The following is a 19,399-nucleotide window of genomic DNA, read 5'->3' as shown; positions in this document are numbered from 1 at the left end:
CCCGGCGCTATTCGTGCGCGGCCACGCGGTTGCGGCCGCGACGCTTGGCCTCGTACAGGGCCTCATCGGCGCGCTTGAAGGTGTCCTTCAGCGGTTCCCCCGGCTGGTGCTCCGATACCCCGATGCTGACGGTGATATGGCCGGGGCCCGGGAAGACTGCCTTCCCGACCCGCGAGCGCAGGGTTTCGGCGACCTTGCGCGCACGGGGCAGTTCGGTGGCCGGCAGCAGGATCATGAATTCCTCGCCGCCCCAGCGGCCCACTACATCGGACTTGCGCAGGCGGTCCTGAAGGACCCGCACCAGGGTCTGCAGCACCTCGTCGCCCACGTCGTGGCCGAAGGTGTCGTTGACGTCCTTGAACCGGTCCAGGTCCAGCAGCAGGATCGAGAACGAATCACCGTGGCGGTCGGTGCGGTGGGCCTCCTGTTCCAGCAGGCTCTCCAGGTGGCGCCGGTTGGGCACGCCGGTCAGGCGGTCGTGCAGTGCCTGGCGTTCCAGCTCCGCCTCCAGGTGCTTCTGCCGCGAGATGTCGTGGAACACCGCCACGTAGTGTTCCACCGGTCCGTCGTCCCCGGATCGCAGTGCGGTGATGGACATGTACAGGGGGATCCGCGTCCCGTCCTTGCGCCGGTCCCAGACCTCGCCTTCCCAGTGGCCCTGCTCGTCGAGGCGGCCGAACAGGTCGGAATAGAAAGACCGGTCGTGCTCGCCCGATTTCAGCAGCTCCCGCGGGTTGGTGCCGATCGACTCCGCCGCGCTGTAACCGGTGATCTCCTCGAACGCCGGGTTGGCCCGCAGGATTCGCCCGTCGGCGTCGGTGATGAAGATCGCATGGCTGGCGCGGAAGGTCGCCGCCAGCAGTTCCAGCTCTTCCTCCAGTTCGCGGCGTTCGGTGATGTCGACCAGGTAGCCGTGATAGTGATCAACCGCCCCGAATTCATCGCGTTCGATGGTGGTGAAGTCGAGCATCCAGCGCCACCCGCCATCACGGTGGCGCATGCGGTAGGGGCTGTGCTGGAAGTTCGCGCTGCGGTCGTCGGTGTGCGCCAGCACTTCCCGGTCCAGGCGTTCGCGATCGTCGGGATGCACCAGATCGTTGTGCGGCCTGCGTTCCCCGGCCAGTTCCTGCGGGTCGTAGCCCAGGATCTCGCGTACGTTGGGCGAGACATACTGGATGGGCCAGCCCGGGGCGTTGTCCCAGGCAAAGACCAGCGTCGGACCGGCCATGAACAGGTTGCGCTCGCGCTCCAGCGCCAGGCGCTGTTCGCGCCGGGTCAGCTCATGTCCGATCCACTGCGCCATCAGGGTGATCAGGTCGCGCTCGAAGGGCACGAAGGGCTCGCGCGGGTGCCGCGCGACGAAGCTCAGCACCGCGCGCAGTTCGCCGTTCACGTGTACCGGCATGCCGAAACATGCGCCGGCCGCGGGCGTGTCCGAGATGCTGCAGCCGTCGGTCCGGGCCTCCGGGGCATGGAAACCCACCGGGCCGGTTTCCGCGAGGGCGTTGTCGCAGAAGGTGGCACCCGTTTCTCCGGCTTCCCGCGGGCCCTCCGGCCAGTCGCCGGCGGCCTCCAGGATGCGTCGGCTGCCGTCGTCCACCCGCACCAGGCGGCCGTGGTCCATGGCGAATTCGCGCAGGCCGAGTTCCAGCAGCGCGCGCAGCTTGCCGGCGTCTTCGGTGTCCGCGGTGCTGGTGATCCGGTGCAGCTCCTGCAGGGCGTTCTGCCGGCGCTGCTCCAGGGCCTCGCGCGCCTTCTCCGGGCGGATGGCACGGATGATGGTGGAGTAATACTCGGGCTCGCCGTCGCCATCGAAGTGCGCAATGATCCTCTGCGACACGGGTATCTCGTGGCCGTCGACATCCAGCAGCGCGGACTCGCCTTCCCAGAAACCGGTGCGGCGGGCGGTCGGGAGCCCTTCCCGCTGCAGTCGGCGCGTGGCCCATTCGGGGTGAAGCCACTCGCCGGCGCGCTCTCCGGAGAAGTAATCGCGATCCTGCTCCGGGGCCGCGCCACCTTCCGCGCCCGGCAGGCCCAGCATCTCCTTGCCGCCGCGGTTCACGTAGTGGATGCTGCCGTCGGCATCGGCCATGGGGACGAAGTCCGGCGTAGCCTCGAGGATCTGGATCAGGCGTTCGCGGCCGCGCTCGGCCTCGCGCTGCTCGGTCACGTCGATCCCCACCCCCTGGAACCAGGCGGCCCGCCCGTCCGCGTCGAAGAACGCCCGGTTGCTCCACATGATGGTGCGCAGCTCGCCGTCGGCCCGCGGCAGGGTGTTCTCGAAATGTCCGACCGGCTGTTCCGGGGTAAAGCTGTCCAGATGCGCGCGGACCCGTGCGACGTCGGCGTCCGGGGTCCAGTCCAGCCAGCGCTGACCCAGCAACTCTTCCGATGTGCGGCCCAGGTGCTCAAGCATGCTGCGGTTGGCATGCAGCAGCGTGGTATCCGGGAGGTAGCGGGTGACCAGGTGCGGGTGGTCCTCCACCAGGCTGCGGTACAGCGCCTCCTGCTGTGCCAGTTCGCGGCGCGCGCGGTGGCGGGTCACGGCGTAGACCAGACTGCGCTGAAGCAGGTCTTCGCCCAGCCGGTTCTTGCTGAGGAAATCCTCGGCCCCCGCCTCGATGGCGTGCGCCCCGGTGGCCGCATGGTCATCGCCGGTGAGGACCACCACGGGGAGCTCGCGGGTCGTCGACAGCACCCGTTCCAGGGTCTCGTCCGGGTCCGAATCGGGCAGGTTCAGGTCCAGCAGGATCGCGTCGAACGCAGTGGCGTCGCGTGCCAGGTGCTCCCGGGCCTCCTGCAGCCGGCCGCAGTGTGTGGTGTCGAACCGCGTGGTCCCGGTCGGGATTGTCAGCAGATCCCGTACCAGGGCCGCATCACCCATGTTGTCCTCGATCAGCAGAACGCTGAGGCGAGGGGAGTCCTCGGGGCGGGGGATCTCGGACGCTCGGGGCGGCATCGGTTCCTTCCGTGCATGGTTCACGGTCTGCAGGATAACCGCTGCCTGTCGGCGAATACAGCGACGGTGCCCGGGCTCAGGCCGGGGCGGGTACGGCGGACCACTCCGGCGGGGGTGTCCAGTGTTCCAGCCAGCCCTCCAGCGCGTCCGGCGGCAGCGGGCGGGCGATGGCATAGCCCTGGCCGTTCTCGCAGCCCATGCCGATCAGGATGCGCCCCTGTTCGACCGTTTCCACGCCCTCGGCCAGGACCAGGCGGTCGAATGCCCGGGCCAGGCCCACCACCGCCTCGATGATGGCCCGGTCATCGGCGTCCTCCAGCATGTCGCGGACGTAGCTGCGGTCCATCTTCAGCGCGTTGGCGGGCACGCGCTTGATGTAGGTCAGCGACGAGTAGCCGGTGCCGAAGTCGTCGATGCTCATGGACACGCCCAGTTCGCGGACCGCACGCATGTTCGCCTCCGCCGCCGCGGCGTTGTCGAACGCGGTGCTTTCCAGCACCTCGATCTCGAGATCGGCCCGCGGGATGTCCGGATGGCGATCCAGGATGTTTTCCAGGCGTCGTGGCAGGTCGCCGCTCTCCAGCTGCAGGGCGCCGATATTGACGCTGACCGGCAGATGACGGCCGGCCGCGCGCCAGGCCTCCATCTGGCGCATCGCCTCCTCCAGCATGTACTCGCCGAGCTCGATGGAGACCGGGTCGTTTTCAATGGTCGGGAGGAACTCGCCCGGCGTCAGCAGGCCGTGATCCGGATGCCGCCAGCGCACCAGGGCCTCAACGCCCAGGATGGTGCCGGTGCGCATGTTCACCTTGGGCTGGTATTCCACGCTCAGTTCGTTGCGATGCATCGCCTGGCGGAAGGCGCTGATGGTGCGATGCCGGCTGGCCACCCGCTGGTACTGGCCGTGGTCGAAATATTCCCAGGCCCGGTCGCGGCGCAGCTTGGACTCGTACAGCGCATGGTCGGCCTGGCGCAGGACCGTTTCCGGGTCGAGGCCGCTGCGTGGCGGGCGGATCGAGATCCCGGCGCTGACCGAGACGTTCTCGCTGGCGCCGGCGGGTCCCTTGTCGGACACCGGCAGGTGATGCCCGGCTTCGATCACGGTACCCATGACCTCTTCCAGGCGTTCGATCGCCTCGGAGCTGCGCAGCACCAGGATGAACTCGTCGCCGCCGCGGCGTCCGAGCAGGGCATCGTCATTCAGGCGTTCGCGCCAGCGGCGGCTCAGTTCGGCCAGGATCCGGTCCCCGGCCGCCGTGCCCAGGCGGTCGTTCAGTGCGCCAAAGTCATCCACGTCGATGGATATCAGGGCCAGGGCCGTATCGTCGTGCTCGGTGGAGACCTGTTCCAGCGCCTGCATGATCCCGGCCCGGTTGGGCAGGCCCGTCAGCGGATCATTGAACGAACGCCATTCCAGTTCGCGGCGGTGTTCCAGCTCGCGGGTCATGTCCTCGTAGAAGGCGACGCGCAGCCTGCGGCCGTGATCGCGGAGTTCGCCGCCGCGGGTGATGCGGACCGGGACGTCGCGCTGCGTCGCGCTGCGTGGCGGTGCGCACCCGGCTGTACAGCGGCGGACTGTCGTGTCCGGCGGGGGCCTCGGGCGGTGCCGTCAGGTGCGCGGCAATCCGCTCGCGTTCGTCGTCCGGGTGCAGATCGGTGATGGGCCGCTGCTTCAGCTCGTCCTCCGCGTGGCCGGTCATCCTGCAGGCGGCGGGGTTGGCGTCGAGTATGCTGCCGTCTTCGGCATCCAGGATCAGCAGGGGGTGGATGAAGCAGTCGAACAGGGTGCGAAAGCGGTTCTCGGCCTCTTCCTGCCCGTGCGAGGCCAGATGCCGGGCGAACTGCGAGACCTGGCGCTCGATCTGTACGTAGGTGTTGAGGAGGGATTCCAGACTCGCCGATGACTGTTCGCGGAAATGCCGCGCGGCCCGTTCGCGCGCCTCGGCCACCCCGACCCCGGCTTCCAGTGCGTTGATGGCGGCGGCCATCTGCTGGTCGCTGCGCAGGATGTGCAGGGTCAGCCAGCGGACCAGGAACTCCAGCAGGGGCTGCAGGCGATATTCGTCGGGGCCCTCCAGGGCGGCGATGCGGTCCAGTTCGTCGATGAACCCCGCGTGGGCCTGGCAGTGGCGGGCGAACCATTCGTCGTCACGGAAGGCCCGTGCCCAGATGCCTTCCTCGGTCTCGAAGTGGTAACGCGCGTAGTCGCGCAGTTCCGCCACGATCCCGTCGGCCGTGGCCTCGTCGGTGCCTTCCAGCACCGTGCGGGCCAGGCGGTTGATGAGGTCCACCAGGTAATGATGCTGGCGGTCCACCTCGGGGATGCGGGTCAGGAATTCATCGCCCCAGGGGAAGATCTCGAATTCGTCCGTGTTCATGGTGCTGTTCCAATTCCCGCTGATTCCTCCGGGTAGAGTGTACGCACCGGATAGCGGGTTTTCCCAGCGGCCGTTTGCAGCAGTCTTCCGGGGCCTGGTGTTTCCTTCAGGCGTCCAGGCGCAGGACGAGCCGCGGGTCGCCCGCGGCCGGCTGCGGGGAACGGTGCACCGCGGCCTGTCCGGCGCCGCCGGGAAAGCGTTCGCCCTTCATCAGGATCACGTGCCCGCGGGCGATCCGCAGGGGGTCATGGCCGGTGAGCACGCCGTCGTTGTCGCCGCAGCCCAGGCGGCTGCGGTCGACGTGGCGGTCGTCCACGTATTCGGTGCCGGGGCCGGTATAGCTGCACAGCATGCGCAGGTCCAGCTGGTCCACGTGGAAAAGCGGGCAGGGTTGTTCGTCCAGCACCTCCAGTTGGACGCGCAGGATCACGCGCCGGGTGACCACCGCGAAGTTGCGGGCCAGGTGTTCGATGTCGAGGGCCAGGTGATGGATGTCGAACGGCCGCGTTCCCGCCGCCTCCAGCAGGCCGGTGCGGATCTGGTCCGGCCGGCCCCGGAGGTCGAGTTTCAGTCCGGGGCTCTGCTCCGCCAGGGTCTGTGCCTGAAGCCGCAGCTCCTCCGTTTCCGTACGACGCCAGATCAGGGCGTTGACGTCCTCGCGCCGGATCCCGTGCAGCTCGGCGGCCCGGTCAATGAAACGATGCCGGGACGCTGCGGTCGCGCGGGTGCGGGGACGGGTGGTCACGAGATCACCTCGGTTTCTTCTTCGGTCTCTTCCGCGCCGTTCTGCAGCCGCCACTCGGGGAAGGGGTCGCGATACTCGCGCCAGGCGTCGGCTCCCGCGGCCAGCTCGTCGTCGTCCAGCAGGCAGGCGTCCAGGCGCTGGCGGATGGTGTCGGGATCCATGTCGATGCCGATCACCACGATCTCCTGGCGGCGGTCGCCGTAGCGCTCGTCCCAGTGGGGCGCAACGTGGTCCTGCCACCAGTCGGCGTCCACCGGCCGGCGTTCCGGAGGCACCGAGGCCCACCAGAAGCCGGCGGCGTGATGGGTCAGCGCGCCGCCGGCCTGCGACAGCGTGCCCACCCAGTCCGGTCGCGACGCCAGCCAGAACCAGCCCTTGCTGCGGATCACGCCGGGCCATTCCTGATGGAGCAGGTCGAAGAAACGCCCGGGGTGGAACGGCCGGGTCGCCCGGTAGACGAAACTGTGGATACCGTACTCCTCGGTTTCGGGGGTGTGGTCACCCATCAGCTCCCGCGCCCACCCGGGGGCCTGTGCCGCACGGTCGAAGTCGAAGCGTCCGGTGCCGAGCAGTTCGCGCGGGTCCGTGCGCCCGTGCGTGATTTCCAGCACCCGGGCCTCGCGGTTCAGGGCCCGTACGACCCGATGCGCCTGGCGGCGCTGCTCGTCGGTGGCGCGGTCGATCTTGTTCAGCAGGATGACGTCGGCGAACTCGATCTGGTCGACCAGCAGGTCCACGACGGTGCGTTCGTCATCCTCGCCCAGCGATTCGCCGCGGTCGCTCAGGTCGTCGGTGGAGGCGTAGTCCTGCAGCAGGGAGGCGGTGTCCACCACCGTGACCATGGTGTCGAGGCGCGCGACGTCATCCAGCGAGGCATCGTTCTCGTCGCGGAAGGCGAAGGTGCTGGCCACCGGCATTGGCTCGGAGATGCCCGTGGACTCGATCAGCAGGTAATCGTACTGGCCGGATTCGGCCAGGCGGCGTACCTCCACCAGCAGGTCGTCGCGCAGGGTGCAGCAGATGCAACCGTTGCTCATCTCCACGGTGCGGGCGTCGGTGCGCGAGACGCCGCCCTGATCACCGTGGTCGACGTGGTCGCCTCGCACCAGCGCGCCGTCGATGTTGATCTCGCTCATGTCGTTGACGATCACGGCGACCTTGAGCCCTTCCTGATTGTGCAGCAGGTGATTGAGGACGGTGGTCTTGCCGGCGCCGAGGAATCCGGAAAGGACGGTAACGGGCAGACGTTCGGTCATGGCGGGCTCCCGGGGATTGTGTTGGATGTCACTCATGGAACAGATGCTCGGTCGCTTCCATGCGCTCCTTGGCCTCCACGCTCAGCGTGGCGGTGGGGCGGGCCAGGAGTCGGGGCAGGCCGATGGGGTCCCCGGTCTGCTCGCAGAAGCCGTAATCGCCGGTCTCGATGCGATAGAGGGCCTCGTCGATCTTCTTCAGCAGCCGGTTTTCGCGTCCCCGAATCCGCAGTTCGAGCTGGCGGTTTTCCTCTTCGCTGGCGCGGTCCAGTTCGTCCGCGGCCTGACTGCTCTGGCGCAGATCGCTGCGCACCTGCTCGATATCGTCGAGGACCTGTTCACGCATGGCCTGCAGGCGTGCGCGGAAGAACTCGAGCTGCTGCGGGTTCATGTAAGCCTCCTCGGGCATCGCGAGGAGCTCGTCTTCGGTGCGGGGGGTGTTATGGATCGTCTCGCTCATGGCGTTACAATATAACGTTACTGACCCACGGTCACAACGGCCCCGGGCCGATGACCCGAACTCTTGCGGGAGAAACGATGGACGCATACAGCGAGCACCGGAGCACCGACCTGCCGGACGTGGCGACGGGGACATCGCGCCGCGCCTCGAGCCTCGACTGGGTGGGCATGGAGCGCATCGCACTGCCCCTGCAGGTGGCCGGGCAGCCGGTCGCCGCGCGCGCCGATGCCGGGGTCAGCCTGGACGATCCGGAGGCCCGCGGCATCCACATGTCGCGGCTCTACCTGGCCCTGCGCATGCTGATCCACCGCGAGCTGGGCTGCGCGCGGCTGGACCACGTGCTGGATGCGTTCCTCGAGTCGCACGAAGATCTGTCGGGGCGCGCCGCGCTCTCGCTGGAGGGCGAGGCACTGCTGGAACGGCCGGCCATGGTCAGCCCCCTGGCGGGCTGGAAGGCGTATCCGTTTCGCGTGGATACGGAAAAGGACGACCGCGGTACGCAGATCCGCCTCGGGATCGAGATCGGGTATTCCTCGACCTGTCCCTGCTCGGCGGCACTGGCCCGCCAGGCCATCCAGGAACGCTATGATCAGGACTTCGGGACGGCGCCGCCGGATCCGGACCGGCTGCGTGAATGGCTGGGCAGCGAGGCGGGCATCATGGCGACACCGCACAGCCAGCGCAGCCGGGCGTGGGTGGAGGTGGGCCTGCGGCCCGATGCGGAGACCTTCCCGTTCCGCTTTCTGGTCGATCGGGTCGAGCAGGCGCTGGGCACCGCGCTGCAGACCGCGGTCAAGCGCGCCGACGAGCAGGCGTTTGCGGTCGCCAACGGCGGCAACCCGATGTTCTGCGAGGATGCCGCGCGGCGACTCGACGAGGCCCTGGAGGCCCCGTTCGGGGCGCGCGGTTACCGCATCCACGTGCGCCACGAGGAGAGCCTGCATGCGCACGATGCGGTGGCGCGGGTCGAGCGGCCGCCGCGCGGGGCCTGAGGCCGGGCAGCAGGGTTATGCCTGTTCTCCGTCCTGTTCCCCGGCCTGACCGTAGAAACGCTGCAGCGGGTCCTCGAAGCTGCGGTGACGGTCGGCCATGGGCTCCGCCGAGATCAGATAGTCGGCGCCGTACTTGAGTCCTTCCTTCTGCCGGGCGATCGGCAGGGCGCGGGCGCGCAGCTGCTCGATGTAGCCGCGCATGGACTCGGCGGTCCCCGGATCGGTGAAATGATCCAGCTGGCGCAGCGCGAGGTCGAGCTGTCCGTTCACGAAGCGTTCGCGGTAGCGGATCGGGAAGTAGCGCGTCTCCATCACCCGGAAGCCCGCCTGGCCCAGCTGGCGGAGCACCCAGGGGGAGGGATACTCGCGGTACGGCATGCTGCCGCTCAGCAGCAGGCAGGCATCGCGGACACGGCCGATCTCGCGCACCAGGCGTCCGGCCTCGGTGTCGGGTTCGCTGGGCACGTAGGGTTCCACGCCGATGATGTACAGCCGCTGGCCGACATGCGGCCGGATACGGTGCAGGGCCTGTTCCTGCCAGTAGGGAGAGAAGCCCTCGATGGCACCGATGAAGTAGTCCAGCAGTACGGTGTCGAAGCGCTCGCCGTACAGCAGGTGTTCGGAGTGCCAGTTGCCCACCAGCACGCGGTCCTGTGGCCGTCGCCGGTCGCCCGCGGCCTCCTGCACCGTGCGCGCCATGTTCTGCGAGGAGGTGATGGCGGTCCAGCGTTCGGTGCCGAGCGCGGTGATCCACTCGATGGACTTGCGGCCGGTCCCGGCATCGAGAAAGCTGCCCCAGGGCAGCGATCCCTGCATCTGCTCGATGGCCTGAAAGATCGGCGAGCTGGTACCCGAGCCCTGCGGGTTTTCACTCATGGTTGCATTCCTTGGTTGCAGAGGGAGATCGGAGAATCAGTGTGTGCGCCGCAGGGCGGCGCCCGCCCGGGCCAGCAGAGCCAGAAGCAGCAGCACGACCACCAGCACCGGTGCAAAGGGTTGATCCAGTGGCAGGCTGATGGTCCAGGCGACGAGGAAGCCCGCGATCGCCAGGCTCTGGGTCCACAGCAGCGCGCCGGTCAGGCCGCGGGCCAGAAAGGCCGCCCCCCAGGCCGGCAGCAGCAGGGTGGCCAGCGCCGCGGGCATGCCCAGCACCATGCTCCCGAGTACGATCACGGCAACCAGCCATGCGGTCTCCAGCCAGCGCGCGACCGTCGGGGGTGCCGGCGCGGCGGAAACGTCCGGGGCGAGCTGGGCATGCAGCCAGACCCGGCGCAGCCACGGCCACAGCACTGCGCTGGCCACCCCGGCGACGACCACCGCGACCAGCTCGCCCGGGCCGGCGAAATACAGCTGTCCCTCGGCCCAGGCGGCCGCCGCGATGCTTGCCTGCGAGAAATTGGCCGCCAGCAGCGTGACCGCGGCCAGCCCGCCCAGGAACAGCGCCAGCGGCAGGCGCTCGGTATCGCGTACCCGCTGCAGCAGGGCCATCACCCCGGCCCCCAGGGCCAGCGCGACCGGCAGCACCGGCCAGTGCAGGACCGAGGCCAGTACGCCACCGGCGGCGGCCCACTGGCCCAGCGCCAGCGCCTGCCAGACCGAGCCGCGCAGGAACAGGCCGCTGCCCGCCAGCGCCAGCACCAGCGTGATCAGGAATCCCGCCACGAAAGGCGTCAGCAGCAGATCAGTCATGGGCGTCGAGGTAGTCCTGCAGGGGGTGGCGTTCGACGCCGAGGGCGCCCAGCAGTTCGTCGTCGTGGCTGGTCATGACCAGAGTGGCGCTCGCGGGTAGGGCGGTGATCAGTTCCACCGCGTCGGCGCGGACCTCGGCATCCAGGTGGTTGGCGGGTTCGTCCAGCAGCACCAGGTGGGGACGGCCGGTGTCGGCGCCGGCCTCCACGGGCGCCAGTACGGAGGCCAGGCGCAGGAGCTGCCACTGGCCGCCGCTGAGTTGATCCAGACGCCGGCGCAGCAGCGCCCGGATGCGAGGGTGTTCGGGCACGCGCGTACCCATGGCCCGGAACCAGTCGTGTCCGGAAAGGGGCCATGGGTACGGGCGCGGATGATCTTGGGCCAGCAGGCTGATGCGGGTGCCGGGAGCGGTGGTCAGCCGCCCCCCGTGCACCCGCGCCTGCCCCGTCAGGCACTTGAGCAGCAGCGACTTGCCGGACCCGTTGGGGCCGGTGAGCGCCCAGCGTGCCCCGCCCGGGACCGCAAGACTGAGCGGCCCGAGGACGGGGCGGTCAAAGCCCGGGCGCGCGGCCCGGGCCTCGATGACGGGGGAGTCGGACATCCGCGCAGCCTAGCGGGTGCGGAAGGTGGATGCCCAGGTTTCCATCAGCTCGAGGTAGCCGTCCAGGCCGGCGTCCTGGGGCGGATCCAGCGGTACGGCGTGGCTGTCCCAGCCGAGTTCGCGCTCGAGGAACTCGGCACCGCGCGGCGGCTGGAACTCGGCGTACAGCACGTGGCCGTCCATGCCCTCCAGCTCGCCGACCAGGCTCTGCAGGTGGCGACCGGTGGGCGGGATACCCGGTGCCGGTTCGAGGTAGCCGATGACAGTGGCGGGCAGCCATTCCTCGAGATAGTCGAGGTCTTCGTGATAGACCACGATGTTCTGGTCGGGGGCCAGTTCGCCGGCGAGGTCTTCGGCATGCTCGCGCAGCCGCTGCGCGGTCTCTTCCGCGCGTTCGCGATAGACGTCCGCATTGGCGGAGTCGAGCTCCGCGAGCCGCTCGCCCAGGGCCAGGCCGACCTCCGCCATGCGCAGGGGATCGACATTGAAATGCGGATTGCCCTCTTCATGGACGTGGCCCATGTTGGGCCCGTCCTGGGTGATGGAGCGGCGCAGATCGACCTTGCCGGCGGCATAGAAATGGCCGGGCTGCCCCTCGTTGATGGCCGGGTTGGACGCACCGCGGGTGGCGGCCGGCAGCCAGCCTTCTTCCAGCCCGGCGCCCAGTTCCAGCAGCAGGTCGGCGTTGCGCAGGGCGGCCATGAAGCTGGGCCGGGCATCCAGATAGTGGGCGTCTCGGTCGGGCGCCGCCAGGACACGCACGCGGGTTTCGTCGCCGCCGATTTCACGCGCAAGCGCTCCCAGGCTGGAGGTCGTGGCGACCACGTTGAGCTCGTCCGCGGAGGCCTGCGCGGGCAGGAACAGTGCGGTGGCGAGTGCGGCGCCGGTCAGGGCGGAGAGCCCGATGGCCGGACGTTGCTGCGGGGTCTTGCGGTTTTTCATGGGTACTCCTTGAAAAATGCAGGCTTTGCGCGAGGCCCGTGGCGGGGCCTCGCGCTCCGTGAGGGGTCGATCAGAAGCGGTGCGCGCCGTGGGCGCCCAGCGCCACGTTCACCTGGAACATGAATTCGAGGCCGCGATCGCGGTCGCCATGATCGTCGACGAAGTCGTTCTGCGTGAGCTGCGCGCGCAGGAACACCGGCTCCACCGGACGGAAGGTGACCTGGGCCGAATGGCGGTACGAGGTGTCCATCGATTCGATCGTGAAGTATTCGTCCCCGTGGTGATGGCTGCCCTCGACCGCGTCGTTGGTCAGACCGAGGGCTTCGGTCCGCAGACCGGCCTGCCAGCGGGGAGCGAAGCCGTAGATGCCCTCGACATAGAGACCGTCCTGCTTCTCGGTCAGGCTGTCCGTCCCTTCCCAGTGCATATGGGTGTGGTGGCCATGGCCGTGTTCGTGGCCGTCAAACTGGTCCAGGCTGCGGCGGACGTAGAAATATTCGCCCTTCACGTTCCAGTCGCCGTGGCCGTAGGCACGGCCGGAGTCGTACTTGTAGACCGCGTCCAGGCCGGCGAACCAGGCATCGCCTTCAAGGGCGTGGCCATGGTCACCATGGATTTCGGTCACCCCGGTCTGGGTGACATAGCCGCCGGAAACGCCGAACCGGGCGGCATGATCGGGGCCGAAATCGGGCCCGACCCTGGCGAAAGCGGTGGCGATGCGCGGCCCGCTCTTCTCCGAGACCGGGCCGTCATCGAACGCGGCGATGCCGCCGTCCTGATCCCCCTGCAGGAGCTCCACGCCCAGCTGGGTGTAGGTCTCGGTCGGCGCGACCCAGGTCCCCTGCACGCCGATTTCCTGCAGGCCGTGGTCGCCGAACAGGTATTCGTTCACCAGCGGGCGGTCGACGAAATCCCAGTCGTGGACGTGGCGGCTGTTGATGTAGCCGATATCCGACAGGAACTTGCCTGCCTTCAGCTGGAGGCCGGCCGGCAGGGAGCGGGTGGTCAGATAGGCCTCCTCGACCTCGATGTCGCTGTCGTCGAAGCCGATCATCAGGGTGCCGTCCAGCAGGCCGCCCAGGTCGGCCTCGAACACCAGTTCGTTGTGGCCGAGATTGAAGCCGTCGTCGAAGGAGTGGTCGTGGTCGTGATCATGGCCGTGGCCATGGTCGTGCCCGTCGTCGAATCCGGCGGGCTCGTGAACCCCTTCGCTCATCTCGTTGTAGTAGACCCCTTCCAGGATCAGCGAGATGTCCATGCCCCAGTCCGATCCCGAGTCGTCCTGGGCCTGGGCGGCGGCCAGGGCCGGCGTGGCGCAGGCCAGAACGGTCAGGCCCGTGAGGGCGTTGCGATGGTGTCGCGCGTTCAGCATGTCTTTTCTCCCCTTGTGAACACTGATTGCCTCCGTACATCGCTATTAAGACGTTATAGCGTAACGAACGAGCGCAAGAACGATATAATGTAACAATAGAGCGGTACAAGGGGCCGTCACCCCGGTGGGGGCAATGCCGGGAGGGAGAACGGGAAAAAGGAGCCGCCCGTTACAGCGGGCGGCCAAGCGTAGCGGAGGTTGGAGAGACAGGGGAGCGAAGAGGCCCCGGTCCCGGCGACACGCCAGAGTCCGACAACAATCGCGCATCTAAGTGAGAATTATATGCATCCGCGTTTGGGTGTCAACGTGGCCGATTCCAATGGCGCGGTTCATCGACCCAGCGGGGCGGCGGGTTGCCGGGGCTCAGGGCGCCGGGGCGCCCAGCCCGGCCTCGCGGAAGGCCTCGGCCCAGCGTTCAAGCTTGGCCTCGAGGCCCAGTCGGGCATTGGCCGGGCTGGTGGAGGGCAGGCGCACCGCGCTGACGCCCAGCGCCCGGGTCTCGCCGATGCGGCGGGCGCTTTCCGCGCCGTTGTGGACGATCAGCCGCAGGCCGGGGGCCTCGCGTGTCAGCCGACCGAGATCGTTGGGCTGCGGGTTGCGGATGGCGCTGTCCAGACTGCCCTCGCGTGCGCAGGTGCCGTAGATGTCCCACAGCCCGACCCCGCAGTCGAGCAGCCGGGCGTAGCGCTCCGGCCAGGGCAGTTCCGGGAACGGCGGTCCGAGGATGCGCGCCATGATCGGCCAGAACTGGTTGCGCGGATGGGCGTAATAGGCGGCCGCCTCCAGCGAGGCGACCCCGGGGAAACTGCCCAGCACCACGGCCCGGGTATCCGCGCGCAGCACGGGCTCGAACGCCCGCAACTCCGGACTGGAAAGCGGCACGGTCATCCCCGGAGCACTTCGGGCCGAAAGGTCAGGTCGACTGACAGTCGCGGCACAGGCCGTGAAGTTCCACCGTGCGGGTTTCGATGGCGAAGCCGGTCTCGGCCGCGGCGGCCTCCAGGGCATGGCTGGCGGTATCCGGGGTGTGAAATTCGATGATGCGGCCGCAGCCGTCGCAGATCATCAGCGCGGATTCGTGGCGTTCCCCGGGGTGGCTGCAGGCGACGAAGCCGTTAAGGCTCTCGATGCGGTGGATCAGGCCCTGTTCCAGCAGGAAGGCGAGGGTACGGTAGACCGTCGGCGGCTTGATGCTGCGGTCCTCGGACGACAGCGCGTGGATCAGGTCGTAGGCCTTGATCACGCCGTCGGTGCGCAGGATCTGCTCGAGGATGCGGCGGCGCTGCTCGGTCAGGCGCGCGCCGCGCCGGGTGCAGACCCGCTCGGCCTCGTTCAGGGCCTGCTGGATTGCGGCGTCGTCGGTGGTGTGCTGGCGGGTGGCCGTGGTCATGCCGCCAAGCTTAATCCATATGCACGCGCGGGGGCGAACACGGTCCGGAGCGCTTACTGCAGCAGCGACAGCGGAGGGGCCTCGGCGTCGGCGTCCTCCCAGGGGGTGCGATGATGATAGACCACGTTGTTGCGGCCGACGTGCTTGGCATCGTAGAGCGCGTTGTCCAGCCGCTTGAGCAGGGTATCGGCATTGTCGTCCCGGTGGATGACGGTAACCCCGAGGCTGACGGTCACGTGCCCCGCCCCCTCGAACGCCGTGGCGGCCACTTCGCGGCGCAGCCGCTCCGCCATCCGCCGGGCGCCGTCGGGGCCGGTCTCCGGCAGCAGCACGACGAACTCCTCGCCGCCCCAGCGGGCCAGGAAATCGGTCCGGCGCAGGGCGTCGGTCGTCCGGCGCGACAGCTCGACCAGTACGCGGTCGCCGGCGTCGTGGCCGCAGGTATCGTTGAGACGCTTGAAATGGTCGATGTCGAACAAGATCGCTCCCGCAGCGGTCCCGTAGCGCCGGGTGCGGGCGAGGGCGCGCTCCAGCTCGGCATCGAAGCGCTGGCGGTTGAACAGGCCGGTCAGGCGGTCGGTGGTGGCCTCCCGTTCCAGCTCGGCCTCCAGCCGCTTCTGTTCCGAGATGTCGTGGAACACCGCAACGTAGTATTCGAGCTGGCCGGCCTCGTTGTGCACCGCGCTGATGGTCTCCCACTGCGGATACACCGTCCCGTCGCGCCGACGGTTCCAGATCTCGCCTTCCCATTGCCCGCGGGTCTGCAGCTCCTTCCACATGCGGTGGTAGAACTCCAGGTCCTGATGACCGGACTGCAGGATGCGCGGGTTTTCGCCCAGGACCTCCTCCTCGGCGTATCCGGTAATGCGGGTAAAGGCCGGGTTGGTGCGCAGGATCCGGCCGTCGGGGCCGGTGACCAGGATCGCCTGGGCGCTGTCGAAGGCGGCGGCCATCAGGCGCAGTTCGCGCTGGCTGCGGTAGCGCTCCATGGCATAGCGCAGGGCGCGCGACAGCAGGTCGGGCTGCAGCTCGTCCTTGGGCAGGAAGTCCTGAGCCCCCAGACGGATCGCCCCGGTGCCGGTGCCGCGCTCCTGGTGGCCGGTCATGACCACCACCGGCACGCCGGCTCCCGCCTTCAGCAGCAGGCGCAGGGTATCCAGCCCCTGGGAGTCGGGCAGTCCCAGGTCGAGCAGGACCGCATCGAACGGGCGGTCCCGCAGCCGGTCCAGGGCCTCGTGCAGGCGGCCAGCGCGTTCCACCGTGTACCCCGGTTCGGCGACTTCCTCCAGCAGGTCCTCGACCAGGTCGGCGTCGGCCGGGTTGTCCTCGACCAGCAGGAGCCGATGCCGGGTCATGGGCACATCCGGGACGGGTCCGACGGGGGCAGGCCCGCGCGCGAAGGCAGGCAGACGCTGTCGATCCAGAATTCGCCCAGACACCGGATCAGCTCGAGGAACTCGTCGAAATCCACCGGCTTGGTCAGGAAGGCATTGGCCCGATGGGTGTACGAATGCACGACGTCATCCGGTGCCGAGGAGGTGGTCAGGACCACGATCGGCAGGGTCTGCAGCTGCGGATCGTTCTTGACCGCGGCCAGCACCTGACGGCCGTCCATGCGGGGCATGTTGAGATCCAGCAGCAGCAGGTCGGCCCGGGGTGCGTCGGCGTACGGACCTTCGCCGCGCAGATAGGCCATGGCCTCCACCCCGTCGCGTACCGGGCGCAGGTCGGCCGAGAATTGATGGTGCTCGAAGGCCTCCTGCAGGAGCTCGACGTCTTCCGGCGAGTCTTCGGCCAGGAGGATGGTGACGGGTTTCATCGGTTACGGTCCGGTGCTGGCAATTCTGAAGTTGACGGTAGTCTATCGATTGCCCTGTGGCCAATGCGATTGTCCCGTCGCTCCGCGCTGGAGTTCACTCGGGGACAGTCGCAGCCACTGGTTGCCGCGGGAGGGTTAAGCAGAACGTCGTGCCGTGCCCCTCGCCTTCGGACTCGGCCCGGATCTGCCCGCCGTGGCGCTCGACGATTCGCCGGGCGAGCGCCAGCCCGGCGCCGGTGCCCTCGTACTCGCCACGGCCATGCAGGCGCTGGAAGACCTGGAAGATGCGTCCGATCTGTTCCGGATCGATGCCGATGCCGTTGTCAGTGACGCGGATCTCCCAGTGATCGCCCCGGTCCGTGCAGCCCACGTGGATCTCCGGGGTGGTTTCGCGGTCGCGGTACTTGATGGCGTTGGACAGCAGGTTCTGGAACAGCCGCATCAGCTGGCCGGCATCCCCCTGCACCGTGGGCAGTGCCTCGCGGGTGATGCGGGCCCCGCTGTCGGCAATGGCGGCCTGCAGATTGTCGCAGGCATCGTCCAGCGCCCGGTCCAGCGCCACCGGCGCGAAGGCCTCGCCCATGCGCTGCACGCGGGAGTACTCCAGCAGGTCCTGGATCATCTGCCGCATGCGCGCGGCCGCGTCGGTGGCGGTGTCGATGTAGCGCCGCGCCTTGTCGTCCAGTGCCTCGGCATGGCGCCGCTCCAGCAGCCCGAGGTAACTGTTGATGATGCGCAGCGGCTCCTGCAGGTCGTGCGAGACCGCGTAGGCGAACTGCTCCAGCTCGGCATTGGAGCGTTCCAGCTCCATCTCGATGCGCTTGCGTTCGGTGATGTCGCGGATGATCGTCGAGGTCTGGGCGATCGCACCATCCGCGTCGCGATGGATCAGCACCACCTGCGACGCCGGTCGTTCGCGGCCCTCGGCGTCCAGCAGGGCGGTCTCGCCCTGCAACAGACCATGTTCCATCGCGGCCGGGAGGGCCTCCGTGCGGACGCGTTCCAGCGCCCAGGGTGGATGCACGCGCTCGATGGTGCCTTCCACGGTGTTCATCTCGCCCGGCAGCCCGGCGCGGTTCCAGCCGGTCTCGGGGTCCCAGTGGTCGGCGAGCTCGGGCTCCGGCAGGCCCATCAGCCGGCGACCGGCGGCGTTGAGATAGAGCATCGCCCCGTCCGGGCCGTGCATCGACACCACGTCCGGGGTGCTGTCGAGGATCGAGACCAGACGCCGCAGGCTGTCCTCCAGCTGACGCTGTTCGGTGATGTCCTGCACCGTCCCCAGCATGCGGATTGCCCGGCCGTTGTCGTGGAACTCGGTGTGGCCGCGCTCGCGCACGGTACGGACCTCGCCGTCCGGCTGCACCACGCGGTGCACGATGTCGTAGGGCTCGCCGGCGAACGAGGCCTCCAGCGCCGCCTGCACCGCCGTTCGGTCATGCGGGTGGACCGCCTCCATGAAGGTCTCGTGGGTCACCCGGCCTTCTTCCGGCCGGCGGCCGAAGATGCGGTAGATCTCGTCCGACCAGCGGATCTCGTTCACGCGGAAATCCGAGACCCAGCTGCCCATGCGCGCGATCCGCTGCGCCTGGTTGAGCTCCGCCTCCCGTTGACGCAGCGCCTGCTCGGTGGCCACGCGCTCGGAGATGTCGCGGATGATGGTCGAATAGCGGCGCACCGCGCCGGTTTCGTCGAAATGCGCGACCACGGTCTGTGACACCGGCAGCTCGCGGCCGTCGCCGGCCAGTATGGCCATCTCCCCCTGCCATATGCCGTTGTGGCGTGCCTCGGGCAGGGCCTCTTCCTGCAGGCGGCGCCGGGCCCACTCGGGATGGAGACCGCCGACATCGTGGAGGCTCGCCTCGGCCGAGTCTGCGAACCCCATGGCACGGTTGAACGAAGGGTTCTGATACAGGATGCGGCCATCGGGGTCGGCCATGCCGATGAAATCGGGCGCGGCTTCCAGGATCTGCAGCAGCTCCCGTTGTTCGCGTTCGGCCCGATGGTGTTCGGTGACATCGTGGATGATGGAGTGCAGATAGCGCTTGCCGCGCAGCCACACCGGGCCGGAATAGACCTCCACGTCGCGGATCTCACCGCTCGCGACGCGGTGGCGAAAGCGGAAGTACAGCCGCTCCTCCTCAGCGGCCCGTTCCATCTCGGTCCGCACCTCCTCCGCGGAGAGGGTGTTGATCGCCTGGATGGGGCGGTTTTTCAGCTCTTCGATCGACCAGCCGTAGAAGGTCTCGGCGGCGGGATTGGCGTCGACGATGCGGCCGTCGTCCGGGTCGATCAGCAGCTTGACCGCGACATTGTTGGTGAACGTCTGCTGGTAGAAATGTTCGAGTTCGTCGCGCTCGGCCTCGCTGGCCTTGCGTGCGTCGATGTCGGTGGCGGTCAGGGCCAGGCGCGCGGCGCCATCGTCGGCGTCGGGCAGGCGGCTCAGCGCCAGTTCCACCCACAGCGGCGGGCCCTGCCGGGGGAGCAGGCGGCATTCGTCGCGCCACTCGCCGGTGTCGCCGTGAACGACCGAATGGATCGCGGCTGCCACCCGGTCGGCCTCGGCGGAGGCCAACCACACCGTCAGCGTCTGCCCGACGAGGACGTCCGCTTCCCGGTCCAGCAGCCCGGACAGGCGCCGGTTGGCGGCGCGCAGACACCCGTCGGCGTCCACCACGGCCATGCCGACCGGGGCGTGTTCGAAGAAGGCGGAATGCGTGTTCTCGGGATCCATGGCGTGTTGCCCGCCGAAGATCGGGCGGCGGTCGGGAGACAGGGCCGCCAATTCTGCCACGCAGCGTC

Annotated in this window: 17 protein-coding genes; 1 reads left to right on the top strand and 16 read right to left on the bottom strand. The window is 68.6% G+C overall.

The genetic code is table 11. The features are described from left to right. Nucleotides 1-7: 7 nt before the first annotated feature. From F787_RS0111305 to dksA, 6 genes are all read right to left on the bottom strand, one after another. Nucleotides 8-2,959: a PAS domain S-box protein gene (locus F787_RS0111305; RefSeq protein WP_028492243.1), complete on the bottom strand. Its 2,952-nt coding sequence runs from the start codon at nucleotides 2,957-2,959 to the stop codon at nucleotides 8-10. Nucleotides 2,960-3,035: 76 nt separating this feature from the next. Continuing rightward, nucleotides 3,036-4,406, bottom strand: coding sequence for a bifunctional diguanylate cyclase/phosphodiesterase (locus F787_RS17190; RefSeq protein ID WP_231373434.1), 1,371 nt, complete (start codon nucleotides 4,404-4,406; stop codon nucleotides 3,036-3,038). After that, the gene (locus tag F787_RS17185) at nucleotides 4,354-5,337 is read right to left on the bottom strand and encodes a bacteriohemerythrin (protein WP_231373433.1); all 984 of its coding nucleotides are present in this window, start codon (nucleotides 5,335-5,337) and stop codon (nucleotides 4,354-4,356) included. The genes F787_RS17190 and F787_RS17185 overlap by 53 nt, the downstream gene beginning before the upstream one ends. Before the next feature lie 106 nt (nucleotides 5,338-5,443). Continuing rightward, nucleotides 5,444-6,082, bottom strand: coding sequence for a DUF1826 domain-containing protein (locus tag F787_RS0111295; protein WP_028492242.1), 639 nt, complete (start codon nucleotides 6,080-6,082; stop codon nucleotides 5,444-5,446). Then, nucleotides 6,079-7,338, bottom strand: coding sequence for a zinc metallochaperone GTPase ZigA (gene zigA, locus F787_RS0111290; protein WP_028492241.1), 1,260 nt, complete (start codon nucleotides 7,336-7,338; stop codon nucleotides 6,079-6,081). Before zigA ends, F787_RS0111295 begins: the two co-directional genes overlap by 4 nt. Nucleotides 7,339-7,366: 28 nt before the next feature. After that, a complete protein-coding gene (gene dksA / locus F787_RS0111285) occupies nucleotides 7,367-7,795 on the bottom strand; it encodes an RNA polymerase-binding protein DksA (RefSeq protein WP_019022647.1) in 429 nt (142 codons plus the stop codon). 77 nt (nucleotides 7,796-7,872) lie between these two features. Here dksA and folE2 point away from each other — a divergent pair, with 77 nt between their 5' ends. After that, nucleotides 7,873-8,787, top strand: a complete 915-nt coding sequence (gene folE2, locus F787_RS0111280) for a GTP cyclohydrolase FolE2 (RefSeq protein ID WP_028492240.1) — start codon at nucleotides 7,873-7,875, stop codon at nucleotides 8,785-8,787. A gap of 15 nt (nucleotides 8,788-8,802) precedes the next feature. Here the strand turns inward: folE2 and F787_RS0111275 are convergent, their stop codons facing one another. The 10 genes from F787_RS0111275 to F787_RS0111230 all read right to left on the bottom strand — a co-directional run bounded on the left by F787_RS0111275 (nucleotide 8,803) and on the right by F787_RS0111230 (nucleotide 19,391). Next, a complete protein-coding gene (locus F787_RS0111275; protein ID WP_028492239.1) occupies nucleotides 8,803-9,663 on the bottom strand; it encodes a class I SAM-dependent methyltransferase in 861 nt (286 codons plus the stop codon). Nucleotides 9,664-9,699: 36 nt separating this feature from the next. Then, complete coding sequence (locus F787_RS0111270; RefSeq protein WP_028492238.1) at nucleotides 9,700-10,476, bottom strand: hypothetical protein; 777 nt, start codon at nucleotides 10,474-10,476, stop codon at nucleotides 9,700-9,702. After that, nucleotides 10,469-11,077, bottom strand: a complete 609-nt coding sequence (locus F787_RS0111265) for an ABC transporter ATP-binding protein (protein ID WP_028492237.1) — start codon at nucleotides 11,075-11,077, stop codon at nucleotides 10,469-10,471. Before F787_RS0111265 ends, F787_RS0111270 begins: the two co-directional genes overlap by 8 nt. Nucleotides 11,078-11,086: 9 nt before the next feature. Beyond that, nucleotides 11,087-12,019, bottom strand: a complete 933-nt coding sequence (locus F787_RS0111260; RefSeq protein ID WP_028492236.1) for a metal ABC transporter substrate-binding protein — start codon at nucleotides 12,017-12,019, stop codon at nucleotides 11,087-11,089. 70 nt (nucleotides 12,020-12,089) lie between these two features. Further along, a complete protein-coding gene (locus F787_RS0111255) occupies nucleotides 12,090-13,391 on the bottom strand; it encodes a hypothetical protein (protein ID WP_028492235.1) in 1,302 nt (433 codons plus the stop codon). Between the two features lie 363 nt (nucleotides 13,392-13,754). Next, a complete protein-coding gene (locus tag F787_RS0111250) occupies nucleotides 13,755-14,279 on the bottom strand; it encodes a DNA-deoxyinosine glycosylase (protein WP_019022654.1) in 525 nt (174 codons plus the stop codon). A 25-nt stretch (nucleotides 14,280-14,304) separates the two neighbouring features. Continuing rightward, on the bottom strand, nucleotides 14,305-14,781 hold the full coding sequence (locus F787_RS0111245; RefSeq protein WP_028492234.1) for a Fur family transcriptional regulator: 477 nt from the start codon (nucleotides 14,779-14,781) through the stop codon (nucleotides 14,305-14,307). Nucleotides 14,782-14,834: 53 nt separating this feature from the next. Beyond that, nucleotides 14,835-16,136, bottom strand: coding sequence for a diguanylate cyclase (locus F787_RS0111240; RefSeq protein WP_028492233.1), 1,302 nt, complete (start codon nucleotides 16,134-16,136; stop codon nucleotides 14,835-14,837). Beyond that, a complete protein-coding gene (locus tag F787_RS0111235) occupies nucleotides 16,133-16,600 on the bottom strand; it encodes a response regulator (protein WP_028492232.1) in 468 nt (155 codons plus the stop codon). Before F787_RS0111235 ends, F787_RS0111240 begins: the two co-directional genes overlap by 4 nt. A 94-nt stretch (nucleotides 16,601-16,694) precedes the next feature. Next, entirely contained in the window at nucleotides 16,695-19,391 is a 2,697-nt protein-coding gene (locus tag F787_RS0111230; RefSeq protein ID WP_231373432.1) for a PAS domain S-box protein, read from the bottom strand. Nucleotides 19,392-19,399 lie beyond the last annotated feature (8 nt).

The organism is Thioalkalivibrio sp. ALE19, assembly GCF_000428605.1.
Lineage (GTDB): Bacteria > Pseudomonadota > Gammaproteobacteria > Ectothiorhodospirales > Ectothiorhodospiraceae > Thioalkalivibrio.
The sequence above is the reverse complement of the archived record's forward strand: the minus strand, read 5'-3'. Positions and strand labels throughout refer to the sequence as shown.